Annotated in this window: 19 protein-coding genes; 15 read left to right on the top strand and 4 right to left on the bottom strand. The window is 64.1% G+C overall.

The features are described from left to right. Nucleotides 1-184: 184 nt before the first annotated feature. The 11 genes from LRP30_RS21520 (at nucleotide 185) to LRP30_RS21470 (ending at nucleotide 12,119) form a co-directional block, all read left to right on the top strand. The gene (locus tag LRP30_RS21520) at nucleotides 185-1,144 is read left to right on the top strand and encodes a GAF domain-containing protein (RefSeq protein ID WP_164939519.1); all 960 of its coding nucleotides are present in this window, start codon (nucleotides 185-187) and stop codon (nucleotides 1,142-1,144) included. A gap of 272 nt (nucleotides 1,145-1,416) precedes the next feature. Then, nucleotides 1,417-2,934, top strand: coding sequence for an aldehyde dehydrogenase (adh, locus tag LRP30_RS21515; RefSeq protein ID WP_128933539.1), 1,518 nt, complete (start codon nucleotides 1,417-1,419; stop codon nucleotides 2,932-2,934). Between the two features lie 269 nt (nucleotides 2,935-3,203). Beyond that, nucleotides 3,204-4,226 carry a pyruvate dehydrogenase (acetyl-transferring) E1 component subunit alpha gene (gene pdhA / locus LRP30_RS21510; protein WP_128933540.1) on the top strand — a complete coding sequence of 341 codons (1,023 nt, stop codon included), beginning with the start codon at nucleotides 3,204-3,206 and terminating at the stop codon, nucleotides 4,224-4,226. 29 nt (nucleotides 4,227-4,255) lie between these two features. Next, nucleotides 4,256-5,647 carry a pyruvate dehydrogenase complex E1 component subunit beta gene (locus tag LRP30_RS21505; RefSeq protein ID WP_249761598.1) on the top strand — a complete coding sequence of 464 codons (1,392 nt, stop codon included), beginning with the start codon at nucleotides 4,256-4,258 and terminating at the stop codon, nucleotides 5,645-5,647. A gap of 3 nt (nucleotides 5,648-5,650) precedes the next feature. After that, nucleotides 5,651-5,953 (top strand): DUF5076 domain-containing protein, encoded by a 303-nt coding sequence (locus LRP30_RS21500; protein WP_027559362.1) that lies wholly within the window; start codon nucleotides 5,651-5,653, stop codon nucleotides 5,951-5,953. 1 nt (nucleotide 5,954) lies between these two features. Beyond that, nucleotides 5,955-6,407 (top strand): nucleoside deaminase, encoded by a 453-nt coding sequence (locus LRP30_RS21495; RefSeq protein ID WP_128945880.1) that lies wholly within the window; start codon nucleotides 5,955-5,957, stop codon nucleotides 6,405-6,407. A gap of 62 nt (nucleotides 6,408-6,469) precedes the next feature. Continuing rightward, nucleotides 6,470-7,807 (top strand): pyruvate dehydrogenase complex dihydrolipoamide acetyltransferase, encoded by a 1,338-nt coding sequence (locus tag LRP30_RS21490; protein WP_249761597.1) that lies wholly within the window; start codon nucleotides 6,470-6,472, stop codon nucleotides 7,805-7,807. A gap of 22 nt (nucleotides 7,808-7,829) precedes the next feature. Beyond that, on the top strand, nucleotides 7,830-8,057 hold the full coding sequence (locus tag LRP30_RS21485; protein ID WP_249761596.1) for a hypothetical protein: 228 nt from the start codon (nucleotides 7,830-7,832) through the stop codon (nucleotides 8,055-8,057). Nucleotides 8,058-8,074: 17 nt separating this feature from the next. Continuing rightward, the gene (lpdA, locus tag LRP30_RS21480) at nucleotides 8,075-9,496 is read left to right on the top strand and encodes a dihydrolipoyl dehydrogenase (protein WP_249761595.1); all 1,422 of its coding nucleotides are present in this window, start codon (nucleotides 8,075-8,077) and stop codon (nucleotides 9,494-9,496) included. Nucleotides 9,497-9,715: 219 nt separating this feature from the next. Beyond that, nucleotides 9,716-10,957 (top strand): threonine synthase, encoded by a 1,242-nt coding sequence (locus LRP30_RS21475; protein ID WP_128933546.1) that lies wholly within the window; start codon nucleotides 9,716-9,718, stop codon nucleotides 10,955-10,957. Between the two features lie 193 nt (nucleotides 10,958-11,150). After that, on the top strand, nucleotides 11,151-12,119 hold the full coding sequence (locus LRP30_RS21470; protein ID WP_249761594.1) for a tripartite tricarboxylate transporter substrate binding protein BugD: 969 nt from the start codon (nucleotides 11,151-11,153) through the stop codon (nucleotides 12,117-12,119). A gap of 48 nt (nucleotides 12,120-12,167) precedes the next feature. Here LRP30_RS21470 and LRP30_RS21465 read toward each other — a convergent pair whose 3' ends face one another. The 3 genes from LRP30_RS21465 to LRP30_RS21455 form a co-directional block, all read right to left on the bottom strand. Beyond that, nucleotides 12,168-12,554, bottom strand: coding sequence for a response regulator (locus LRP30_RS21465; protein WP_164939530.1), 387 nt, complete (start codon nucleotides 12,552-12,554; stop codon nucleotides 12,168-12,170). 95 nt (nucleotides 12,555-12,649) lie between these two features. Further along, complete coding sequence (locus LRP30_RS21460; protein WP_164934896.1) at nucleotides 12,650-13,318, bottom strand: response regulator transcription factor; 669 nt, start codon at nucleotides 13,316-13,318, stop codon at nucleotides 12,650-12,652. Next, nucleotides 13,315-15,300: a PAS domain S-box protein gene (locus LRP30_RS21455; RefSeq protein WP_249761593.1), complete on the bottom strand. Its 1,986-nt coding sequence runs from the start codon at nucleotides 15,298-15,300 to the stop codon at nucleotides 13,315-13,317. Before LRP30_RS21455 ends, LRP30_RS21460 begins: the two co-directional genes overlap by 4 nt. Before the next feature lie 807 nt (nucleotides 15,301-16,107). Here LRP30_RS21455 and LRP30_RS21450 point away from each other — a divergent pair. Genes LRP30_RS21450 through LRP30_RS21440 form a run of 3 tightly spaced genes read left to right on the top strand, consistent with a single transcriptional unit; the run spans nucleotide 16,108 to nucleotide 17,035 of the window. After that, nucleotides 16,108-16,500 (top strand): hypothetical protein, encoded by a 393-nt coding sequence (locus LRP30_RS21450; RefSeq protein ID WP_091885606.1) that lies wholly within the window; start codon nucleotides 16,108-16,110, stop codon nucleotides 16,498-16,500. Next, a complete protein-coding gene (locus LRP30_RS21445; protein ID WP_128933553.1) occupies nucleotides 16,497-16,685 on the top strand; it encodes a hypothetical protein in 189 nt (62 codons plus the stop codon). Before LRP30_RS21450 ends, LRP30_RS21445 begins: the two co-directional genes overlap by 4 nt. Beyond that, the gene (locus LRP30_RS21440) at nucleotides 16,682-17,035 is read left to right on the top strand and encodes a hypothetical protein (protein WP_249761592.1); all 354 of its coding nucleotides are present in this window, start codon (nucleotides 16,682-16,684) and stop codon (nucleotides 17,033-17,035) included. The genes LRP30_RS21445 and LRP30_RS21440 overlap by 4 nt, the downstream gene beginning before the upstream one ends. Before the next feature lie 82 nt (nucleotides 17,036-17,117). Here the strand turns inward: LRP30_RS21440 and LRP30_RS21435 are convergent, their stop codons facing one another. Continuing rightward, nucleotides 17,118-19,307 carry a lytic transglycosylase domain-containing protein gene (locus LRP30_RS21435; RefSeq protein WP_249761591.1) on the bottom strand — a complete coding sequence of 730 codons (2,190 nt, stop codon included), beginning with the start codon at nucleotides 19,305-19,307 and terminating at the stop codon, nucleotides 17,118-17,120. 323 nt (nucleotides 19,308-19,630) lie between these two features. On the opposite strand from LRP30_RS21435, the gene LRP30_RS21430 reads away from it, so the two are divergent. After that, nucleotides 19,631-21,367 (top strand): adenylate/guanylate cyclase domain-containing protein, encoded by a 1,737-nt coding sequence (locus LRP30_RS21430; protein WP_249761590.1) that lies wholly within the window; start codon nucleotides 19,631-19,633, stop codon nucleotides 21,365-21,367. The last annotated feature ends 79 nt before the right edge of the window (nucleotides 21,368-21,446 follow it).

Here is a 21,446-nt window from a genome sequence, read left to right as displayed (position 1 = left end):
AAAGCGGCTGCCGATCGCCGCCAATTCAGCCCTCAACTGTACCGAAAGTCGTAGGCCAAGAAGCAGTCGGCTGCCTTGACGGCGCCACAGCAAGGGGGCTCATGCCTCGCAGTCGCCCAAGATTGACGCAGATCAACCGGGCCGTGCCGGTACTGCCTAGACTGCCTTCCGGAGGAAACAAGTGATGAATGGGTCAATGCCCCCGCATCACGCGGCCCGCGTCGAGGCCGCCATCGCGTCAGGCCAGGCGGCCCGGTCCGCGCTCGTGGCCTCGTGGCGCCGCTCGTCCCGATTGCATCATCTCGATCCTGCCGGGCGCAGCTCACCGATGCGGCTCACCGAAGCCGAGCTGGATCAGGCCCGCGAGCGCATCGCGCCGCTGCTGGCGGCCGCACAAGGTGCGATGGACCGGCTGTATCAGGCCGTCGGCGCGAGCGGCTGTTGCGTGTTGCTCGCGGACGGCGAGGGCGTTCCGGTCGATCGCCGTGGCACGCCGGGGGACGATGCGACGTTTCAATCCTGGGGCCTGTGGACCGGCGCGCTCTGGAGCGAGGAGCACGAGGGCACCAACGGCATCGGCACCTGCCTCGTCGAGCAGCGTCCGCTGACGATCGATCGCGACCAGCACTTCTTCGCCCGCAACACGCTTTTGAGCTGTACCGCCGTTCCAATCTACGATCACGAGGCGGCGCTCGCAGGCGTGCTCGATGTCTCCTCCTGCCGCGCCGACCGCACCGACGCGTTCTCCAGCTTGATCGCGCTGGCAGCGGGCGAGGCGGCCAAGCGTATCGAGGCCGACCTGTTTCGCAGGGCCTTCAGCCATGCCCGCATCGTTCTGACGCAGGGCCCGGACGGTAGTTGCGGCGGCCTCATCGCCGTTGATGCGGACGATCTCGTGATCGGCGCAACCCGCTCTGCCCGGATCGGACTCGGGATCGCCCTCGGCCGGGCACTGCAGCCGGTGCCCGCGGCCGATCTCCTCGGCGGCGACACTGCACACGACCACCTTGCCGGCGGTCAGCGCGCGGTGTTGCAGCGGGCGATGCTCCGCGCGGGTGGCAACGTTTCGGCGGCCGCCAAGGCCCTCGGCGTCAGCCGCGCCACGCTGCATCGGAAGCTGAAGCGGTTCGAGCTGAACCACTGAGCTTTCTATTTCCGTCATTGTGAGCGAAGCGAAGCAATCCAGAATCTTTCCGCGGGGACAGTCTGGATTGCTTCGCTTCGCTCGCAATGACGGTGTGGAAGCTGCAAGTGCTCAATCTTGCGCTGCCTCGCCCACGACTGTCGCAGAACTGCGACAGGTCGGCGCCATCATCTCTCCCGCCCGGGCTGACAGAAAACACCTCCCGCATCATCGTCGGCGCAAGTCGCGACCACGCGACGAATTGCGCGAACAGCAAACATCGGGAGTGATCAATGAACAAGGTGGAATTCCTCAGCGTCACCAAAGTTCCCTTCGCCGAACGCTATGACAATTTCATCGGCGGCAAATTCGTCGCGCCGATCTCGGGCAAATATTTCGACAATGCCTCGCCGGTCACCGGCCAGGTCGTCTGCAAGATCGCGCGCTCCGACGCGCAGGACGTCGAGGCGGCCCTCGATGCGGCGCATGCGGCGAAGGCCGCGTGGGGCCGCACCAGCGTCGCCGAGCGCGCCGCGATCCTGAACCGGATCGCCGACCGCATGGAGGAGAACCTCGAGCGTCTCGCCATCGCCGAGACCTGGGACAATGGCAAGCCGATCCGCGAGACCCGCGCCGCCGACCTGCCGCTCGCCATCGATCACTTCCGCTACTTCGCCGGCGTCGTGCGCGCCCAGGAAGGCTCGATCGGCGAGATCGACCACGACACCATCGCCTATCATTTCCACGAGCCGCTCGGCGTGGTCGGCCAGATCATTCCCTGGAACTTCCCGCTGCTGATGGCCTGCTGGAAGCTTGCGCCCGCGCTGGCCGCCGGCAATTGCGTCGTGCTCAAGCCCGCCGAGCAGACGCCGGCTTCGATCATGGTCTGGGCCGAAATCATCGCCGACATCCTGCCGCCGGGCGTCCTCAACATCGTCAACGGATTTGGCCTGGAAGCCGGCAAGCCGCTCGCTTCCAGCCCGCGCATCGCCAAGATCGCGTTTACCGGCGAGACCACGACGGGCCGGCTGATCATGCAATATGCCAGCCAGAACCTGATTCCCGTCACGCTGGAGCTCGGCGGCAAGTCGCCGAACATCTTCTTCAACGACGTCACCGCGGAAGACGACGACTTCTTCGACAAGGCGATCGAAGGCTTCGTCATGTTCGCGCTGAACCAGGGCGAGGTCTGCACCTGTCCGAGCCGGGCGCTCGTGCATGCGGATATCTATGACCGCTTCATGGAGCGGGCGCTGAAGCGCGTCGCCGCGATCAAGCAGGGCGATCCGCGCGACGCCACCACCATGATCGGCGCGCAGGCCTCGGGCGAGCAGCTGTCCAAGATCCTCTCCTATATCGACATCGGCAAGCAGGAGGGCGCGAAGGTGCTGGCCGGCGGCGGACGTGCCGAGCTTGCGGGCGATCTCGCCGGCGGCTTCTACGTGCAGCCGACGGTGTTCGAGGGCCACAACAAGATGCGGATCTTCCAGGAGGAGATCTTCGGCCCCGTGGTCTCGGTCACGACCTTCAAGACCGACGAGGAGGCGCTCGCGATCGCCAATGACACGCTCTACGGCCTCGGAGCCGGCGTCTGGAGCCGCGATGCCAACCGCTGCTACCGCTTCGGCCGGGCGATCCAGGCCGGCCGGGTCTGGACCAACTGCTACCATGCCTATCCCGCGCATGCGGCCTTCGGCGGCTACAAGCAGTCGGGCGTCGGGCGTGAAACCCACAAGATGATGCTCGATCACTACCAGCAGACCAAGAACCTCCTGGTCAGCTACAGCCCGAAGAAGCTTGGCTTCTTCTGATCGGTCGGCGGAGAGGGCGGCGTCGTTTCGGCGCCGCCCATTCCGAATGTCAGGTCCCGGTCGCCTCAACGCTTCTTGACGCGGTCACGAATCTGAGTGTGCGGCAGCCTTGCATCGATTTGTTGCCCGATCGGCGCCAAAGATTTTCCAATATTACGATCACGTTGCAGTGCGGCATAATGAAAATCGTGCCATGCCGCCGCGGTGCTTTCCAACGGTGTTTGACTTGGGTTAGAGAGGGCGAAAGTTTTCTCTGACCCGGAATTCCCATGGCCGCACCCAAGAAAGCCGCCGCAAGCACTCCACAGGACAAGACCGACGGCGGTTCGCCCCCGGAATTCACCAGGGAGCAGGAGCTCAAGGCGCTCCGCGACATGCTCCTGATCCGGCGCTTCGAGGAAAAGGCCGGCCAGCTCTACGGTATGGGCGCAATCGGCGGCTTCTGCCACCTCTATATCGGCCAGGAGGCCGTGGTGGTTGGCATGCAGATGGCCCTGAAAGAGGGCGATCAGGTCATCACCGGCTATCGCGATCACGGTCACATGCTCGCCACCGGCATGGAGGCCAACGGCGTCATGGCCGAGCTCACGGGTCGCCGCGGCGGCTATTCCAAGGGCAAGGGCGGCTCCATGCACATGTTCAGCAAGGAGAAGCACTTTTACGGCGGCCACGGCATCGTCGGCGCGCAGGTCTCGCTCGGCACGGGTCTCGCCTTTGCCAATCACTATCGTGGCAACGGCAATGTCAGCGTCACCTATTTCGGCGACGGCGCGGCCAACCAGGGCCAGGTCTATGAGAGCTTCAACATGGCGGAGCTCTGGAAACTGCCGGTGATCTTTGTCATCGAGAACAACCGCTACGCCATGGGCACCTCGGTCTCGCGTGCCTCGGCGCAGCAGGATTTTTCCAAGCGCGGCGCGTCCTTCAACATTCCCGGCAAGCAGGTCGACGGTATGGATGTCCGCGCCGTGAAGGCTGCGGGCGAGGAGGCGGCGGCCTGGTGCCGTGCCGGCAAGGGTCCCTACATCCTGGAGATGCAGACGTACCGCTATCGCGGCCACTCGATGTCCGATCCTGCAAAATATCGCACGCGTGAGGAGGTCGAGAAGGTCCGCCACGACCAGGATCCGATCGAGCAGGTGCGTAACCGCCTCTTGGCGGCCAAGGTCACCGAGCAGGATCTGAAGGCGATCGACGCCGAGGTGCGCGACATCGTCAACGCATCCGCCGATTTCGCCCAACATGATCCCGAGCCGGATGCCGCCGAGCTCTGGACCGACGTTTACCGCTGAACGCGCGCAAGCTTTCTTTTGGAGTCGATATGCCAATTCAAGTGCTGATGCCCGCGTTGTCGCCCACGATGGAGAAGGGCAACCTCGCCAAATGGCTGAAGAAAGAGGGCGAGCCGATCAAGTCGGGCGACGTCATCGCCGAGATCGAGACCGACAAGGCGACGATGGAGGTCGAGGCGACCGATGAGGGCACGCTCGGCAAGATCCTGATCCCCGAGGGCACTGCCGATGTTGCGGTGAACACGCCGATCGCGACCATTCTCGCCGACGGCGAGAGCGCCGCCGATCTCGCGAAAGCACCCGCACCGTCCAAGCAGGAGAAGGCTGCGGAGTCCGCTCCGCCCACCGCTGCCAAGGCCGAAGCGCCTCAGCCCAAGGCCGCGCCAGCCGCGCCGCAGGCCGTGGCCGAGCCCGATCCCGAAGTACCCGCCGGCACGGAGATGGTGACGCAGACCATCCGCGAAGCCTTGCGCGACGCCATGGCCGAAGAGATGCGCCGCGACGCCGATGTCTTCGTGATGGGTGAAGAGGTCGCCGAATATCAGGGCGCCTACAAGGTCACCCAGGGCCTGCTCCAGGAGTTCGGCGCCAAGCGCGTCATCGACACCCCGATCACCGAGCACGGCTTTGCCGGCGTCGGCGTCGGTGCCGCGATGACCGGCCTCAAGCCGATCGTCGAGTTCATGACCTTCAACTTCGCCATGCAGGCGATCGACCAGATCATCAACTCCGCGGCCAAGACGCTGTACATGTCCGGCGGTCAGATGGGCTGCTCGATCGTGTTCCGCGGGCCCAACGGCGCCGCTGCGCGCGTCGCCGCCCAGCACAGCCAGGACTATTCGGCCTGGTACTCGCACATTCCCGGTCTCAAGGTGGTCGCGCCGTATTCCGCGGCCGATGCCAAGGGGCTGCTCAAGGCCGCGATCCGCGATCCCAATCCGGTGATCTTCCTCGAGAATGAGGTGCTCTACGGTCACACCGGGCAAGTGCCCAAGCTCGACGATTTCGTGATTCCGATCGGCAAGGCGCGCATCGTGCGCTCCGGCAGCCACGTCACCATCATCTCCTGGTCGAACGGCATGACCTATGCGCTCAAGGCCGCCGACGAGCTCGCCAAGGACGGCATCGAGGCCGAGGTGATCGACCTGCGCACGCTGCGCCCGATGGATACCGAGACCATCATCAACTCGGTCAAGAAGACGGGCCGTGCGGTGACGGTGGAGGAGGGCTGGGCCCAGAGCGGCGTCGGCGCCGAGATCGCCGCGCGCATCATGGAGAATGCCTTCGATTATCTCGACGCGCCGGTTACGCGCGTCTCCGGCAAGGACGTGCCGATGCCCTATGCCGCGAACCTGGAGAAGCTCGCGCTGCCCTCGGCGGCGGAAGTCGTCGAGGCCGCCAAAGCCGTCTGCTACAGGTAGACCATGGCGGGCCCGAAGGAGCAGCCACTGCCGCCCGACGTCATGACCCGCGAGGACGCGGTCGAGATCCTGCGCGTGTTCGTGCTGGACGGCGGGCTATCGATGGCGTTCCAGCGCGCCTTCGAGGAGCCCGACATGTGGGGCCTGCTGCTCGTCGATCTCGCCCGTCATGCCGCGCGCGCCTATGCGCGCGAGAGCGAATATACCGAAGAGGACGCCCTGAACCGGATTCTGGACATGTTCCAGGCCGAGATCGAGCGTCCCACCGACACCGGCACGACGACGCCGCGCGGCAAGGGGCACTGACGTGGCGATCGAATCCTATCACTACGATTTCATGCTGGAGGCGATCCGCGAGGCGGAAGCCTCGATCGCGCAAGGTGGCCTGCCGATCGGCGCGGTGCTGACGCGCGACAACAAGATCATCGCCCGCGGCCATAACAACCGCGTGCAGGAGAACAACGTGATCCTGCACGGCGAGATGAGCTGCCTGCGCGAGGCGGGCGCAATCACGTTCCACGACACAATCATGTACACCACGCTGTCGCCTTGCTCGATGTGCGCCGGCGCGCTGGCGCTGTTCAAGGTCAAGCTGGTGGTGATCGGAGAATCCGTCACCTTCCCAGGGTCCAAGGACATCCTCGACAAGTTCGGCATCCCCTGGATCGATCTTGCCGACGACCGCTCCATCACCATGATGAAGACGTGGCGTTCCAATCCCGCCAATGAGCGCCTGTGGCAGGGCGACATCGGCAACTAAACCTGGTCTGTTCGTCTTCGCTGTCGAAGGCGACGTTTTGAGAAGTTCTTCGTGAGGTCAGCATGCCCATCAACATCCTGATGCCCGCTCTCTCGCCGACAATGGAGAAGGGCAACCTCGCCAAGTGGCTGAAGAAGGAAGGCGACAAGGTCAAATCCGGCGACGTCATCGCCGAGATCGAGACCGACAAGGCGACCATGGAGGTCGAGGCGATCGACGAGGGCACGATCGCCAAGATCCTGGTGCCCGAAGGCACGCAGGACGTCCCGGTCAACGACGTGATCGCGGTGCTGGCCGGCGAGGGCGAGGACGTGAAGGCCGCGGGCGCCGCGAAGCCGACCGCCTCGGCTGCACCGCCCAAGGCCGCTGAGGCACCTGCTGCTGCACCGGCACCTGCTCCGGCCGCACCGAAGGCGGCGCCGGCACCGGCGGCGCAGGCTGCAGCTCCCGCCGCGCACGGCAACGGCCATGGCGGTCGTGTGTTCTCATCGCCACTGGCGCGCCGTATCGCTAAGGAAGCCGGCATCGATGTTGCGATGGTCACGGGCACCGGCCCGCACGGCCGCGTGGTCGCGCGCGACGTCGAGCAGGCCAAGTCCGGCAAGGGCCTCAAGGCGCCTGCGGCGGCGCCGTCCGGGGCGCCGGCAATCGCGCCGACCATGTCGGACAAGCAGATCCTGTCGCTGTTCGAGCCTGATACCTACGACATCGTCCCGCATGACGGCATGCGCCGCACCATCGCGCAGCGCCTAACCGCGTCGATCCAGAACGTCCCGCACTTCTATCTCACCATCGACTGCGACATCGGCAAGCTGCTGGTCGCGCGCGAGGAGATCAATGCGGCTGCTCCCAAGGACAAGGAGAAGAAGCCGCTCTACAAGATCTCGGTCAACGACTTCGTCATCAAGGCGATGGCGGTCGCGCTGCAGAAAATCCCGAACTGCAACGTCAGCTGGACCGAAAGCGGCATGGTCAAGCACCACCATTCCGACGTCGGCGTTGCCGTCGCGATGCCGGGCGGCTTGATCACGCCGATCATCCGCAAGGCGGAGACCAAGACGCTCTCCACCATCTCCAACGAGATGAAGGATTTTGCCGCGCGCGCCCGCTCGCGCAAGCTGAAGCCTGAGGAATACCAGGGCGGCACCACTGCCGTCTCCAACCTCGGCATGTACGGCATCAGCCACTTCACCGCCGTGATCAATCCGCCGCACGCGACCATTCTGGCCGTGGGCACCAGCGAAGAGCGTCCCGTCGTGCGCGGCGGCAAGATCGAGATCGCGAACATGATGAGCGTGACCTTGTCCTGCGATCACCGCGCCATCGACGGCGCGCTCGGCGCCGAGCTGATCGGTGCGTTCAAGCAGCTGATCGAAAATCCCGTCATGATGATGGTCTGACGCGGCGGCAGAGGGGGCAACCTTGCATGTCCGCTGGCCATGGATATCGCTGCTGCTCGGAGCCGTTGTCGCGCTCAATCCGATCGGACTCGATTTTCTTCACTCCGCCTTCCTGTCGGGAGAGCAACTGTCGCGAAACATCGCTCAACCCATTGTGTTGAGCGCGCTGGCCATTCTGGTCCTGGTCGGGATCATCGAATGGCTGGTCAGGTTTGTTGTCTTCAAGCGCCGCGCCCGCGGCGCTTCTTGAGTTGAACGGGAGCCGCCATGGCCGATACATCCTTCGACGTCATCATCATTGGCTCCGGTCCCGGCGGCTATGTCACCGCGATACGCGCCGCCCAGCTCGGCTTCAAGACGGCGATCGTCGAGAAGTCGTATCTTGGCGGTATCTGCCTGAACTGGGGCTGCATCCCGACCAAGGCGCTGCTGCGTTCGGCCGAGATCTATCACTACATGCAGCACGCCAAGGATTACGGCCTCTCGGCCGAAAAAGTGTCGTTCGATCCGAAAGCCGTGGTGCAGCGCTCGCGTGGCGTCTCGAAGCAGTTGAACACGGGCGTCGGCTTCCTGATGAAGAAGAACAAGGTCAGCGTGATCTGGGGCGCGGCCTCGATCGACGCACCCGGCAAGGTCACCGTGAAAAAGTCCGATGTCGAGGCGCCGAAGGGCTCGCTGGGCGAGGGGACCTACCAGGCCAAGCACATCATCATCGCGACCGGCGCGCGGCCGCGCGTGCTGCCGGGGCTCGAGCCCGACCAGAAGCTGGTCTGGACCTATTTCGAGGCGATGGTGCCGGACCGGATTCCGAAGTCGCTGCTGGTGGTCGGCTCCGGCGCGATCGGCATCGAGTTCGCCTCGTTCTTCCACACCATGGGCTCTGACGTCACCGTGGTCGAGGTGCTGCCGCAGATCCTTCCCGTGGAGGACGCGGAGATCGCAGGGCTCGCGCGGAAACGCTTTGAGAAGATGGGCATGAAAATCATGTCCTCGACCAAAGTCACAAAACTCGAGAAGAAGGTCCATAGCGTCGTCGCCACCATTGACGACGGCAAGGGCAAGCCTGTCACGACCGAGTTCGAGCGGGTGATCTCGGCGGTCGGCGTCGTCGGCAACATCGAGAATCTCGGCCTCGAAAAGCTCGGCGTCAAAGCCGACCGCGGCATCATCGTGGCCGACGGCCACGGCAAGACCAATGTCCCCGGGATCTACGCCATCGGCGACGTCGCTGGTCCCCCGATGCTCGCGCACAAGGCCGAGCATGAGGGTGTGATCTGCGTCGAGGCGATCAAGGGCCTCAATCCGCACCCCATGGACAAGAACATGATCCCGGGCTGCACCTATTGTCATCCGCAGGTCGCCTCGGTCGGTCTCACCGAAGCCAAGGCCAAGGAGAATGGCCGCGAGATCCGAGTCGGCCGCTTCCCCTTCGTCGGCAACGGCAAGGCGATCGCGCTCGGCGAGGACCAGGGTCTGGTCAAGGTGATCTTCGACAAGAAGACCGGCCAGCTTCTCGGCGCTCACATGGTCGGCGCTGAAGTCACCGAACTGATCCAGGGCTATGTCGTCGCCATGAATCTTGAGACCACGGAAGAAGAACTGATGCACACCGTGTTCCCGCATCCGACGCTGTCGGAGATGATGAAGGAAGCCGTGCTGGATGCTTATGGACGGGTGCTGAATATTTGACGGGCTGGGCTTCGCGTCTCTCGGCTCCGTCATCCTGAGGTGCGAGGCCAGCGGTGCAGAGCACCGTTGGGCGAGCCTCGAAGGATGAACGGCCGAGATGCAGCAGCCGGGCTCGTCGCCCTTCGAGGCCCTCCATCCGGCGCGTGGCGCCGCATGGAGAACACCTCAGGGTGACGGGTCTGATAGAGAAATACGAAAACAAGAAGAGGGAATGAACCCATGCACGACAACGACAACCTGACCATCGAACGTCCGACCTTCGTCACGCATCTCGAATGCGCGATGGAGGGCGATCATTACCCCGCCGACCAGGTCCATAACCTCTCCAAGGCCGGCAAGCCGCTCCTGGTGCGCTACGACCTCACCGGGGTGAAGAAGGCGCTGACCAAGGACGCTTTGGCCCAGCGTCCCGGCGACATGTGGCGCTACCGCGAGCTGCTGCCGGTGCGCAAATGCAAGGACATCGTCTCCCTCGGCGAGGTCACGACGCCGCTGATCCGGCTGCCGAAGCTCGGCGCCAAACTCGGCGGCGGCGAGATCATCGTGAAGGACGAAGGACGGCTGCCGACCGGCTCGTTCAAGGCGCGCGGCCTCGTGATGGCGGTGTCGATGGGCAAGGCGCTCGGCATCAAGCACATGGCGATGCCGACCAACGGCAACGCCGGCGCGGCGCTCGCGGCCTATGCGACGTCGTGCGGCATCAAGACTACGATCTTCTGCCCAGCCGACACACCGGAAGTGAATGTCAGCGAGATCGAGCTCCAGGGCGCGACCGTCTATCGCGTCAACGGCTATATCGACGATTGCGGCAAGATCGTCGGTGAGGGCAAAGCAAAAGTCGGCTGGTTCGACACGTCGACGCTGAAGGAGCCGTACCGCATCGAGGGCAAGAAGACGATGGGCCTCGAGCTCGCCGAGCAGCTCGGCTGGGACGTGCCCGACGTGATCTTCTATCCGACCGGTGGCGGCACCGGCCTGATCGGCATGTGGAAGGCGTTCGACGAGCTCGAGAAGATCGGCTTCATCGGCTCGAAGCGTCCGCGCATGGTCGCGGTGCAGGCCTCGGGCTGCGCGCCGATGGTGCGGGCCTATGACGCCGGCACCGAGCATGCGACGCGCTGGGAGGATGCGCACACCATCGCTTCCGGCATTCGCGTTCCGCAGGCGATCGGCGATTTCCTGATCCTGCGCGCAGTGCGACAGAGCAAGGGTTTTGCCATCGCGGTCGACGACGACAAGATCTCGTCGGCGCTGAGCGAGGTTGCGCGCGAGGAGGGGCTGCTGCTGTGCCCCGAGGGCGCCGCCACCTACGCCGCCTACAAACAGAGCCTCGCCGACGGCCGCGTCAGCAAGACCGACCGCGTGATGCTGTTCAACTGTGCGACCGGCCTGAAATATCCACTGCCGCCGGTCACCCGCACGCTCGATCGTCACAAGCCGATCGACTACACGCAGTTCTAGAGCATGGTCCGGAAAAGTGTGCTGCAACGGTTTTCCGAAAAGATCATGCTCAAACGATAACCTAGAGCGCGATGACGATTCATCCTAGTCTCATCGCGCTTTAGATTAGCGCGGCAATACGCCACGATTGATCCCTCTTCCCGTACGCGGGCAGAGCGCCAAAAATAATAAAGACATTGCTGGGGAGAGGACCATGAAGGCCGCTTGGGCTGCGCTGATTGCCATTCTCGCTTTTGCAGGCGCCGCGCGCGCCGACGATTATCCCACGCGTCCCATCACAATCATCGTGCCATTCGCGGCCGGCGGGCCGTCGGATGCAATGGCGCGGGTGCTTGCGGAACGCATGCGGGTCTCGCTTGGCCAGCCCGTGGTGATCGAGAACGTCACCGGTGCGGGCGGCTCGATCGGCGTCGGCCGCGCCGTGCAGTCACCGCCGGACGGCTACACCATCTCATTCGGCCATCTCGGCACCCACGTCGCCAACGGTGCCGTCTACAAGCTCAAATACGACCTCGTCGCCGACCTCGAGCCGGTGGTGCTGTTGCCGAGCAATCCGATGATCATTGTGAGCAAGAACGCGGTGCCCGCGGTCTCGCTGAAAGAGTTCATTGAGTGGCTAAAGTCGCGGCCATCGCCGCCCACCGCAGGCACCGCCGGCGCGGGCTCCGGCAGCCACATCGCCGGCGTCTATTTCGAGAGCGTCTCCGGCATCAAGCTGCAATACGTGCCGTATCGCGGCACCGCGCCCGCCCTCAACGATCTCATCGCCGGCCAGATCGACCTCATCGTCGACCAGACCTCCAACTCCATCAACCAGGTCCGCGCCGGCACCATTCGCGCCTACGCCATCACCGACGACAAGCGCCTGCCGTCGGCGCCGGAGATTCCAACCGCGGCGGAGGCGGGTCTCAAGGGTTTCAACATGACGCTGTGGTCGGGCATGTGGGTGCCGAAAGGGACGCCGAAGGAGATCGTGACCAAGCTCAATGTGGCGGCCGTGGAAGCGCTGAACGATCCCGGAGTGAGGAAGCAACTCGAAAGCCAGGGCCTGGAGATGACGCCCAAGGATCAGCTCACGCCAGAAGCGCTCGGCACCCGCCAGAAGGCCGAGATCGCAAAATGGTGGCCGATCATCAAGGCGGCCAACATCAAGGTGGATTGAGGCGGCGGTGCTGTTGTCAGCGTGTCGCCTTCGCTGACCGCCGGACAATCACTTCATGGTTTCGCCACCTGCTGCCAGCGCCACCTCCAGGCATTGCATCAGATCCGAGGCGGCGAACGGCTTACCGAGGAAACAACTTGCCCCCGCTTTAAACGCACGCACACGCACGCTCTCATCCGGAAAAGCAGTGATGAAGATGAATGGCGTCGCCGACCCCTGCGCGCGCATCTGCGTCAGCAGATCGATTCCAGTGACCGACGGCATCTGCACGTCCGCGATCACGCACGAGGTGTCGGTCGAATCGGCCGACCGCAAAAATTCCTCGGCGGAGGCGAATGTGTGGACGATGTATCCGCGGGATTCCAGGAGATTGTTGATCGCGGCCCGCACGTAGGGATCATCATCAAGCACCGAAATGACCGAAGCCACTGACAAGACGTCCGCTCCTCGCTCGGGATTACGCTTGCCGTCGCCACGGCCACACCTAAACGTGCAAGGTGGACCTGCCAGCCACCATTGGAAACTCATACTTAGGTTTGTACGTCGGGCTTGCTGGGTCGAATCCCGAGCGCCTCGCTCATCCTCACGAGGTCGGCCAGCGACTTCGCGCCCATTTTCCGCATGATCTGGCCGCGATAGATCTTGACGGTGATTTCCGCCAAACCGAGCTGGGCGGCCACTTGCTTGTTCATCAGGCCCGACGTCACCAGTGACAGGACGTCCCGCTCCCGCGAGCTGAGTGACTCGAAGCGTGATCTGACGTTCGAGACCGTCTTGTTAAGATCGCGGCGCTTGCGGTCTCGCTCGATCGCGGCCTGGACCGCGTCCAGGATGTCCTGGTCGCGAACCGGCTTGGTCAGGAAGTCGATCGCGCCGCTCTTCATGGCCCGAACAGTCATGGGAATATCACCATGACCGGTGATGAAGATGATGGGCGTATGGATATTTGCCTTGGCAAGATCGGTCTGCAGCTCGAGGCCGCTTGTTCCGGGCAGGCGGATGTCGAGCACCAGGCAACTGGGGACTTCTGGCGGCTTGGCCTGCAGGAGTTGCGGCGCCGAGCCGAATGCTTCGACCTTGAGGCCGACCGACTCGAACAGATTGGTGAGCGCACGGCGCATGGACGCGTCGTCGTCGACGATGAAGACGATTGGCTGATCGCCGTCCTCCTTGGGCGAAGTCCCCGCGCGCTCGGTCACAATGCGTCCTCTCGATGGAGCGGCAGCGTGATCTGAAAGGTCGCGCCATGCTCCCGGTTCGGTATGGCGGAAAGTCGTCCGCCATGGGCCTCGATAATGGAGCGGCAGATCGACAGGCCCATGCCCATGCCGGAGGACTTCGTGGTAAAGAACGGCATGAACAGGCGGTCCATTGCCTGTTCGCAGATGCCGACGCCGCAGTCGGATACGCTCACCAGCACCGCGCCATCGTCGTCGGCCGCTGAACGGATCGCCAGCTCGCGCGGGCGATCATGGATGCCTTCCATGGCCTCGATCCCGTTCTTGATCAGGTTGATCAGGACCTGCTGCAATTGAATGCGATCGCCAACGATCCTGGGCAGTGCCGACGACAGCTCCATTCGGACCGACACGGCATGGCTGGCCATCTCGCGCTGAACGAGCGCGACGGCCTCGCGCACGACCACGCTGACGTCGAGCGGAGCCATCTCGATTTCGGAACGCTTGGCGAGCGCCCGAACGTGACGGATCACGTCGCTGGCACGCTTGCCGTCCTCGATGATCCACTCCACGGAGCGGCGCGCTGCCTTGAGGTCGGGCGGACTGCGTTGCAGCCAGGCGACGCAGGCGTCGGCGTTTGCGATCACGGCGGCGAGCGGCTGGTTGATTTCATGGGCGATTGAAGCGGTCAGCTCACCCAGTGTCGTGACGCGCGTGACATGGGCGAGCTCGGCTTGGGCCTTGCGCAGCGCGTCTTCGGCCTGATCGGCCCGGATGGCCGCGGTCACGTCGGTGCAGACGCCCCGATAACCCAGAAAGGCCCCGTTGGCGTCGAAAAATGGCTTGCCGCTGGTCCGGACATAGATCGGGTGTCCGTTGCGGTCCTTGCTGCGGTACACGAGATCGCGGAACGGAATGTGGGCGTCGAGCGCCGCCCGATGTTGTCGCCATTTTTCGGGCTCGAGATCGGAGTCCGGAGCAATGTCCCAACGCGTGAGCCCGATCAGGCCTGCGGGGGCGGCGACGGTATCTGAATGTTCCGATACTTGGGTGACGCGATGGTCTGGCCCCGTCTCCCAGAACCAGTCGGAGGCAGTTTCGGCATAGTCGCGAAAGCGCTGCTCGCTGTCACGAAGCCTGCGTTCTGCCTCCTTGGTCGCCGTGATGTCGGTCACCGATCCCACGAACTCCACGTGACCGCCGGCATCTCGCGTCGCCCGGGCGACGGCTCGGACGTACTTGATGGAACCGTCGGGCATCACCAGCCGGTATTCGTGATCGTAGTCTTTCCCCTCGCGCGCCGCCCGGCCCGTGGTCTTCTGCACTGCGAGCCGATCCTCCGGATGGATCCGCTGGAGCATGAACGGGATCTCTGGCTTGGTCCCTTCGTCGCATTGGAAGATGCGATAGGTCTCCTTGGACCAGGTGATCTCGCCGGTTGCGGCCCTCCAGCCGAAACTGCCGGTGTGGCTCAATTCCTGCGCCTGGGCGAGGTAAGCTTCGCTCTGTCGCAGCGCATTCTCCGCTTCTTTGCGCTCGGTGATGTTCTCGCAGGCGACCAGCACGATTGGCCCGCCATTGGCCCGCAGCATGGTCTTGGCGTTCTCGCGCACCCATAGCACCGAGCCGTCCTTGCGAACCTTCCGAATCTCCCAGGTGTGTGACTGATCGATGGTCTCAAGGCACAGCGCGACACACGCGCGGACGAAGTCGCGATCTTCCTCGAAAAAGACATCCAGCACCGATCGGCCGATCAACTCCGCGGCCGTATAGCCCAGCTGCGCCGCGCCGAACGTGTTCACGTTGATCACGGTTCCGCTCGGGTCGACCATGAAATACATGACCGGGTTGTGCTCGAAGACTTGCTGCCACTGCTTGACCGCCTCCAGCAGACCGGCGTCACCGGTCTCAGTGCGCGGCTTGGGGGTGACAACTTGCTTGACGCAGCCGGCGAGGAATTGCGCGGCTGACTTCCCGAACGTGGCTGCCCGGCCCGGCTTCATCGCAGACGCTCCCGGCGCTCTCTGCGTGAACGCAAGTAGAGCACGTTGCCGCCGGAGGAGCAATTCCGCCAAAGTCGGATGGCGACTGCGACATTGGCCTTGGAATTGGCTGCTCGCCGCCCTGTTCGCCGCAGCGCATCAAGCACGTCGTGCCGGGCAAGTTTTTCACGGTTGCCGTGCAGCTTGTGCGTCGTTCGCCGTCTCGTTGAACATGGGCCATCGCGAGAGTCCCGGGCGACTACGGGACAAACCTAAGTATAGCTCCTCCATTCCTAGTCATGTCGGCCAATTACCTCCGTACAATTGAGCGTCTTGTTCTGGGGGGACTAGTCTCACGGCCAATCGGGAGTGTCGACCAGCCAATCGCAGTGTTCGCACGAGAACCGGGTCTGAAGCGTATAGCCCCGGGCGCTTTCACCGACACGGGCAGGCGACCAGCGACGAGGCAGCTGCATTTCTCGACACGCAGCCGCGATCTCCGCAACTCACGACCCGCGTGAATTCGAAGGAAACCAATAGGCAAGAGCGCAAGCAGCCGAAAGAGGGAGAGAACAATGTGCGATACGTCGCAACTTCCTGAGCGTCGCCTATCCGAGTCCGAACGTTGCCCTTCGATCAAGGGCTGTGCGGTGTGTGGCGGCAAGTTTGGTCTGATCCGCTACTATTCCTGGCGCACTGCGCTCTGCTCCAAGAAATGCGTTGATCGCTTCCGCACACGCCGCGAACGCGACCGCCGGTGGCTGTTTCGGGCGCAGGTCGCGTGAGGACTGAATTGGAGAGCTGACATCTAATCCGGGAGCCCGTGCGTTGATCCGTTCATGCAAGCTCTTGTGCGCGATGGTTCTCCTCGGCGCCGCTGCGACGGCCCAGGCGCAGGAGACGGGACACGGCACCGTTCATCGCCAGCACCCACCCCAGGACCAGGCGCTGCACGAAAAATTCTATTCGACCTGGCACATGCCGGACAATCCGAGCCTCAGTTGCTGCAGCAACGCGGACTGCTATCCGACCGACATCAAGTACATCGACGGCCGGCTGTATGCACGGCGCAGGGAGGACGGGAGATTCATTCTGATCCCACCGCAAAAAGTGGAGCGAAACAGAGATAATCCGGACGGCCGAAATCATCTTTGCGCTCCACCGCCCGCACTGTCTCCGATGGACAGCGTTTACTGCTTCGCTTTGGGAGGTGCCACATGAGATTCGCGTTCGTCCTCGTGAACGGTCGGACCCCGTTCCGGCAAACCTGGTGCATGCAGTGCTGCGAGCCGATCGGCGGCAGCTATCTCCGCGAGATCGCGACCCGTCTGCCTTACTGCGATTATCAGTGTTACGCATTGTTCTGCGAGGCGCTCGCGAAAGATCGCGTGAGGGCGGCTTCATGAAATTCGTGGTGGTCAATCACGAGCCCCCGTTGCGCGCCGCCACGTGCAGCGCATGCTCGCGGTCAATCGGGACCGGCTATGTCCGGCATGTGCGGACACAACGCTGTTACTGCGACACCGATTGCTACCGTCGCGGCGAACTCGCCACGTTCTTCATGCAATGGTCGATGCCCGGGCGCACAGAACCGGCCGTGGGTAACGTCGAGCTCGCCGCTGGCAACATGATCGAGATGTTGGCGGTCCTGAGTGCCGTCTCGTGCTGGAGCTGCACGATACACGCCTGGACCTTCGCAAGAGCGTTGACCGGCGCATATTTGGGCGGTGGCGATCTGATCGATGGAAGGAGGTGACACCTGGCTGCGCGACTATACGCGCGTGGAAGCCGCAGCACCGTGCCCCCGCAGGCGCCGCGTCCAGCCCCGGCGGCGTTGACTAGGGAGCGGGTGCTGCGGTCGCCACGGGTGCGGTTGCGCTGACCTCGTGCGTGACGACGCGCTGGTCGCTCTTGCCGGCGATCATGCTGCTGTCTTCGAACCGCGCACGGTAGACGAGGACGTTCTCGATCACCCGCTGGACGTAGTTGCGCGTCTCCGACAGCGGGATGCGCTCCACCCAGTCGACCGGATCGACCTTGGGATCTCTGGGATCGCCACGCGCCTGCACCCATTCGCGCACACGGCCGCGGCCGGCATTGTAGCCGGCGAAGGTCATGATCTGGTTGCCGCGATATTCCGACAAGAGCGCGCTGAGCTCGGCCGCGCCCATCTGGGTGTTGTAGACGGGATCGGAGACCATCCTGTCCCAGTCATAGGTCAGGCCGAAGCGTTTGGCGGTGTCGCGGCCCGCTTCCGGCGTCACCTGCATCAGCCCGACCGCATTGGCAGGCGACTTGTCGCGCTGGTCGAACGAGCTTTCGGTGCGCGCCACCGAATAGATCACGCTGGTCTCGATCGCGGGTGCGACCTGCTTGTGCTCGGGAATGCCGATGGTGGGAAAGGCATAATGGTCGAGTGCAAGCCCGCGCGCCAGGGCCGACTTGCCGACCTCCAGCATCACGCGTGCGTCATTGCGCTGTCCGGCGAGCGCGGCGAGCGCTTCGAGCGCCGCGGCGTCGGTGCTCTCCTTGGCAAAATCCTCGGCATAATAGAACACGACGTCGCGCTCGCCGATATCGTATAGCATGTTGGCTGCGCGTACGCGCTCGTCCGCCAACTGCGTGTCGGCGGCGGCCAGCACGGGCGAGGGCGCGCGCAGCTCGATCCGGTCCAGGCCAAGCTTTGCGCGAGCGAGCTGACCGTAATAGGCGGTCTGATAGCGCGCCGCCGCCCGATAGCTCATGCGCGCGTCGGCTGTAGCACCCATCGCCTCGGCGGCGCGGCCGCGCCAGTAATGGGCGCGCGACAGCGCGATTGGATTGGCCGATCCCTCGTCGATCGCGGCGAAGTGCACCATCGCCGTCCTGGGATCGTCGAGATAGCGCAGCGCGATCCAGCCGCACATGAAGTGGTAGTCGACGCGGTAGACTTCTTTCTCCGGCACCGCGGCCGTGCGCACTACGTCATAGGCAGTCTTGAACTTGCCCTGGTCGAGCAGCTTGCGCGCCAGCAGGCGGCGCTCGCGCCACCAGGCATCGGTGTCCTGCGCGGCCATCGTGTCGGGTCGGGCGGCGAGGATCACCTCGGCTGCGTCGTCGATGCGGTCGTTCTGAAGATGCCACTGGGCGCGGCACAGCACATAGCCGAGATCGCGTCGCGCCTCGGTCGAGACGTCCTCGAGATAGTCCTTGGCCTTGCTCGCCTTGCCGGTGACTGCGGCGCAGGCCTTCACGATCGCCAGCGCATCCTCGCCGAGACGTTTGGCCGCGCGCCTTGCGCCTGCGTAGTCCTTGGCGCCGAGGCGCTTGTCCATGCGCGCGCGGTGATCGTCAGCGGACAGAAGATCGCTGAACGCCGCGTAGGAATCTTCTTCGCTCCGCTCGGACAATTCGTCCGTGCGCCAGGCCTCGCGCACGAGACGCGCGGCCCTGTCGGTCTCGCCTTCAGTGAGCAGTACGCGGGCCAGCGCGAACTTGCCCTTGGCGCTGGTCGGCCGGTCCATGGTGAATTTGTGTACGGTGGCCGCGTCACTCTTTTCCTGCCACAGCCGCGCCTCGGCGCGGCGGCGGAGCAGGGCGCTGCTCGGCCAGTCCGGATTGGCGGCGAGGAAGGCGGCGTAGCGCTTGAAATTCGCCATGCTCTCTGAGTGGCGCAGCATGAACCAGTCCGCAAGCCTCTGTCCGGCGGGGTCAGTGATCCGGTCACGCGCGGCGCCCGCATCTTCGGTCTTGCCCTTGCGCGCGAGGTCGATCGCATCCTTCAGCGCGGCGAGATCGCCGGTCAGCGGCGGCGGTGCCGGCTTGTCCGAGGGCTCGTCGACCGCTTTCTTCGGCCGGCGCTTGGCCTCGGCGTGCTTGCCGTGCCGCGCTTTGCCGGCCGAGGCATGGCGCTGCTTGCCGGCTTTCGCCTCATGCGTCTTCTTCGGCGCGGATGATTTATGATTGCTCTTCGCCGCCAACTCGGTGGGAAGGAGGGCCATCGTGGCCACGGCAACGACACACGCGAGCGAGCGTAGGCACTGGTTCATTCCATGGTCCCCCTGCGAAACCACTACAAACCAAGGTCCGCGACGACATGCGGCTTGAGAATCAAGAGACGACACCAAACGATGTCATGACATCGTTTCGCATTCCTCACGCTCTCGCGACAATGCGGCAAAATACGGATGGGAACTCGGGAACTTCCGAAATAGCGGAAAAGGCAGCATGTTTAACCTTTGTTAACGATTGGCTCGCGCGACGGTTGCGTACGGTTCACCGCGTCAGAAAGGCGAGATTGCGCGTGTTCCCACCGCTAAATCCGGTGTATTGAGTTCCCTCGCTTCATCCTTTCAGCCTTTGCCCTGCACCTATGCCGATTTTCAACCAGTCGATCCGGCGCAAGATCGTCGGCATCGCCCTCGGATTGATCGTCCTGATGCTGGTCACCTCGATCCTGTCGATGGTGATGTCGAGCAAGGTCGGCGTCCTCCTGGACGAGCTGACCAACCGCTACATCCCGGCCTACGGCCATCTGGCGCGCGCCAACATCCGCTCGCTGGAGCGGGCGCTGGCGCTGCGGCGCATGGTCATGTCCAAGATGCAGTCGCCGTCGGACGAGGAGGCCTACGCGGCGCGGGTGCGCGAGTTCGAGCAGACCGACCGCAGGATCGAGGAGGAGGCCGAGAGCGCACGCACGCTCATCAACGCCATCATCAACGATCCCAGGACACCGTCCGACAATGCCGCGCTGGCGCGGATCGAGCTCCGCATCGAGACCGCCGTCACTGAGCTGCGCCGCGATCTGACCGAGGACCACGCAAAGCTGGCCAAGCAGGTCGATGCCAGACAGATGGCGGAGGCCCGCGGCACGCTGGAGCACATCGACGTGCTGCGCGACCAGTTCAATCAGAAGATCGATGCGATCCGCGCCGACATGCTGGCGCAGGTTTTCTTCAGCACGTCGCAGGTGATTAGCCATCAGCACCAGGCGATCATCGTATCGGGCATCGTGACCTTGCTCGCAGCGATCGTTGGATTTGCCTTTGCGCTCCTGGTGAGTAGCGGCATCACGCGCCCGGTGCGGCTGCTGCTCGCCGGCACCCGCGAGGTCGAGGCGGGCCGGTTCGACAAGCCCATTACCGTCTCCACCCAGGATGAGATCGGCGAGCTTGCCGCGGCCTTCAACCGCATGATCGAGCAGCTCCGCCACAACGAGCGCATCCGCGAGACCTTCGGCCGCTACATCGACCCGAAAGTGGTGCAGGGCCTGATTGACCGGCCGGAGGTCGCCATCGACGGCCAGCGCCGGGTCATGACCATCATGTTCTGCGACATGAGCGGCTTCACCTCGATGAGCGAGGGCGTGACCCCGCGCGGCCTCGTCAAGGTGATGAACCACTACTTCACGGTGATGTCCGGCCCCATCCGCAGCAATCGCGGCATCATCGACAAATATATCGGCGATGCCATCATGTGCTATTGGGGCCCGCCCTTCATCGAGGAGGACGAGCAGGCGATGCTCGCCGGCCTTGCCGCCATCGAGATGGCCGATCAGGTGCCCGCGCTCCAGAAGCAGCTGCCGGATCTGCTCGGCATCCGCGCCATGCCGGCGCCGTGCGATCTGCGCATCGGCATCGCCACCGGCGAGGTCCTGACCGGCAGCATCGGCTCCGACCTGATGATGAGCTTTACCGTGATGGGCGACGCCGTGAACCTCGCCTCGCGGCTGGAGGCCGCCAACAAGGCCTACGGCACCCGCGTCCTGGTCTCGCAAGCAACGGCGGATGCGATCGGCTCACAGCTCGAACTGCGTGAGATTGATCGCGTCGCGGTCGCGGGGCAGCGCGCACCGCAGGCCGTCTTCGAGGTGATGGGCAAGGCCGGCGCACTCACCGATGCGCAAGCGCGCCTGCGCACGCACTATGCCGAAGGCCTTGCCGCCTATCGCGCCGGGCACTTCGACGACGCCCGCGCCGCCTTCAACGCCGCGCTCGAAGCGGTCCCCGGCGACGGTCCCTCGCGCACGCTGCTCGGCCGCATCGCGCAGTTCGAGGTCAACCCGCCGGACGTGGGTTGGGACGGCGCCTGGCGGTTGGAGCAGAAATAGCATTGCCTGCCGTCCGGCGTCGCCGACCGGAAAAAACGATTCTACTCCATAACGATGTTCGCCGTGACCTATTTCCCGG

Origin of the sequence: Bradyrhizobium sp. C-145 (assembly GCF_023375135.1) — a bacterium.
In the GTDB taxonomy this organism is placed as follows: domain Bacteria; phylum Pseudomonadota; class Alphaproteobacteria; order Rhizobiales; family Xanthobacteraceae; genus Bradyrhizobium; species Bradyrhizobium zhanjiangense.
Note: the sequence above shows the minus strand (reverse complement) of the source record. Positions and strands in the feature narration are given on the sequence as shown.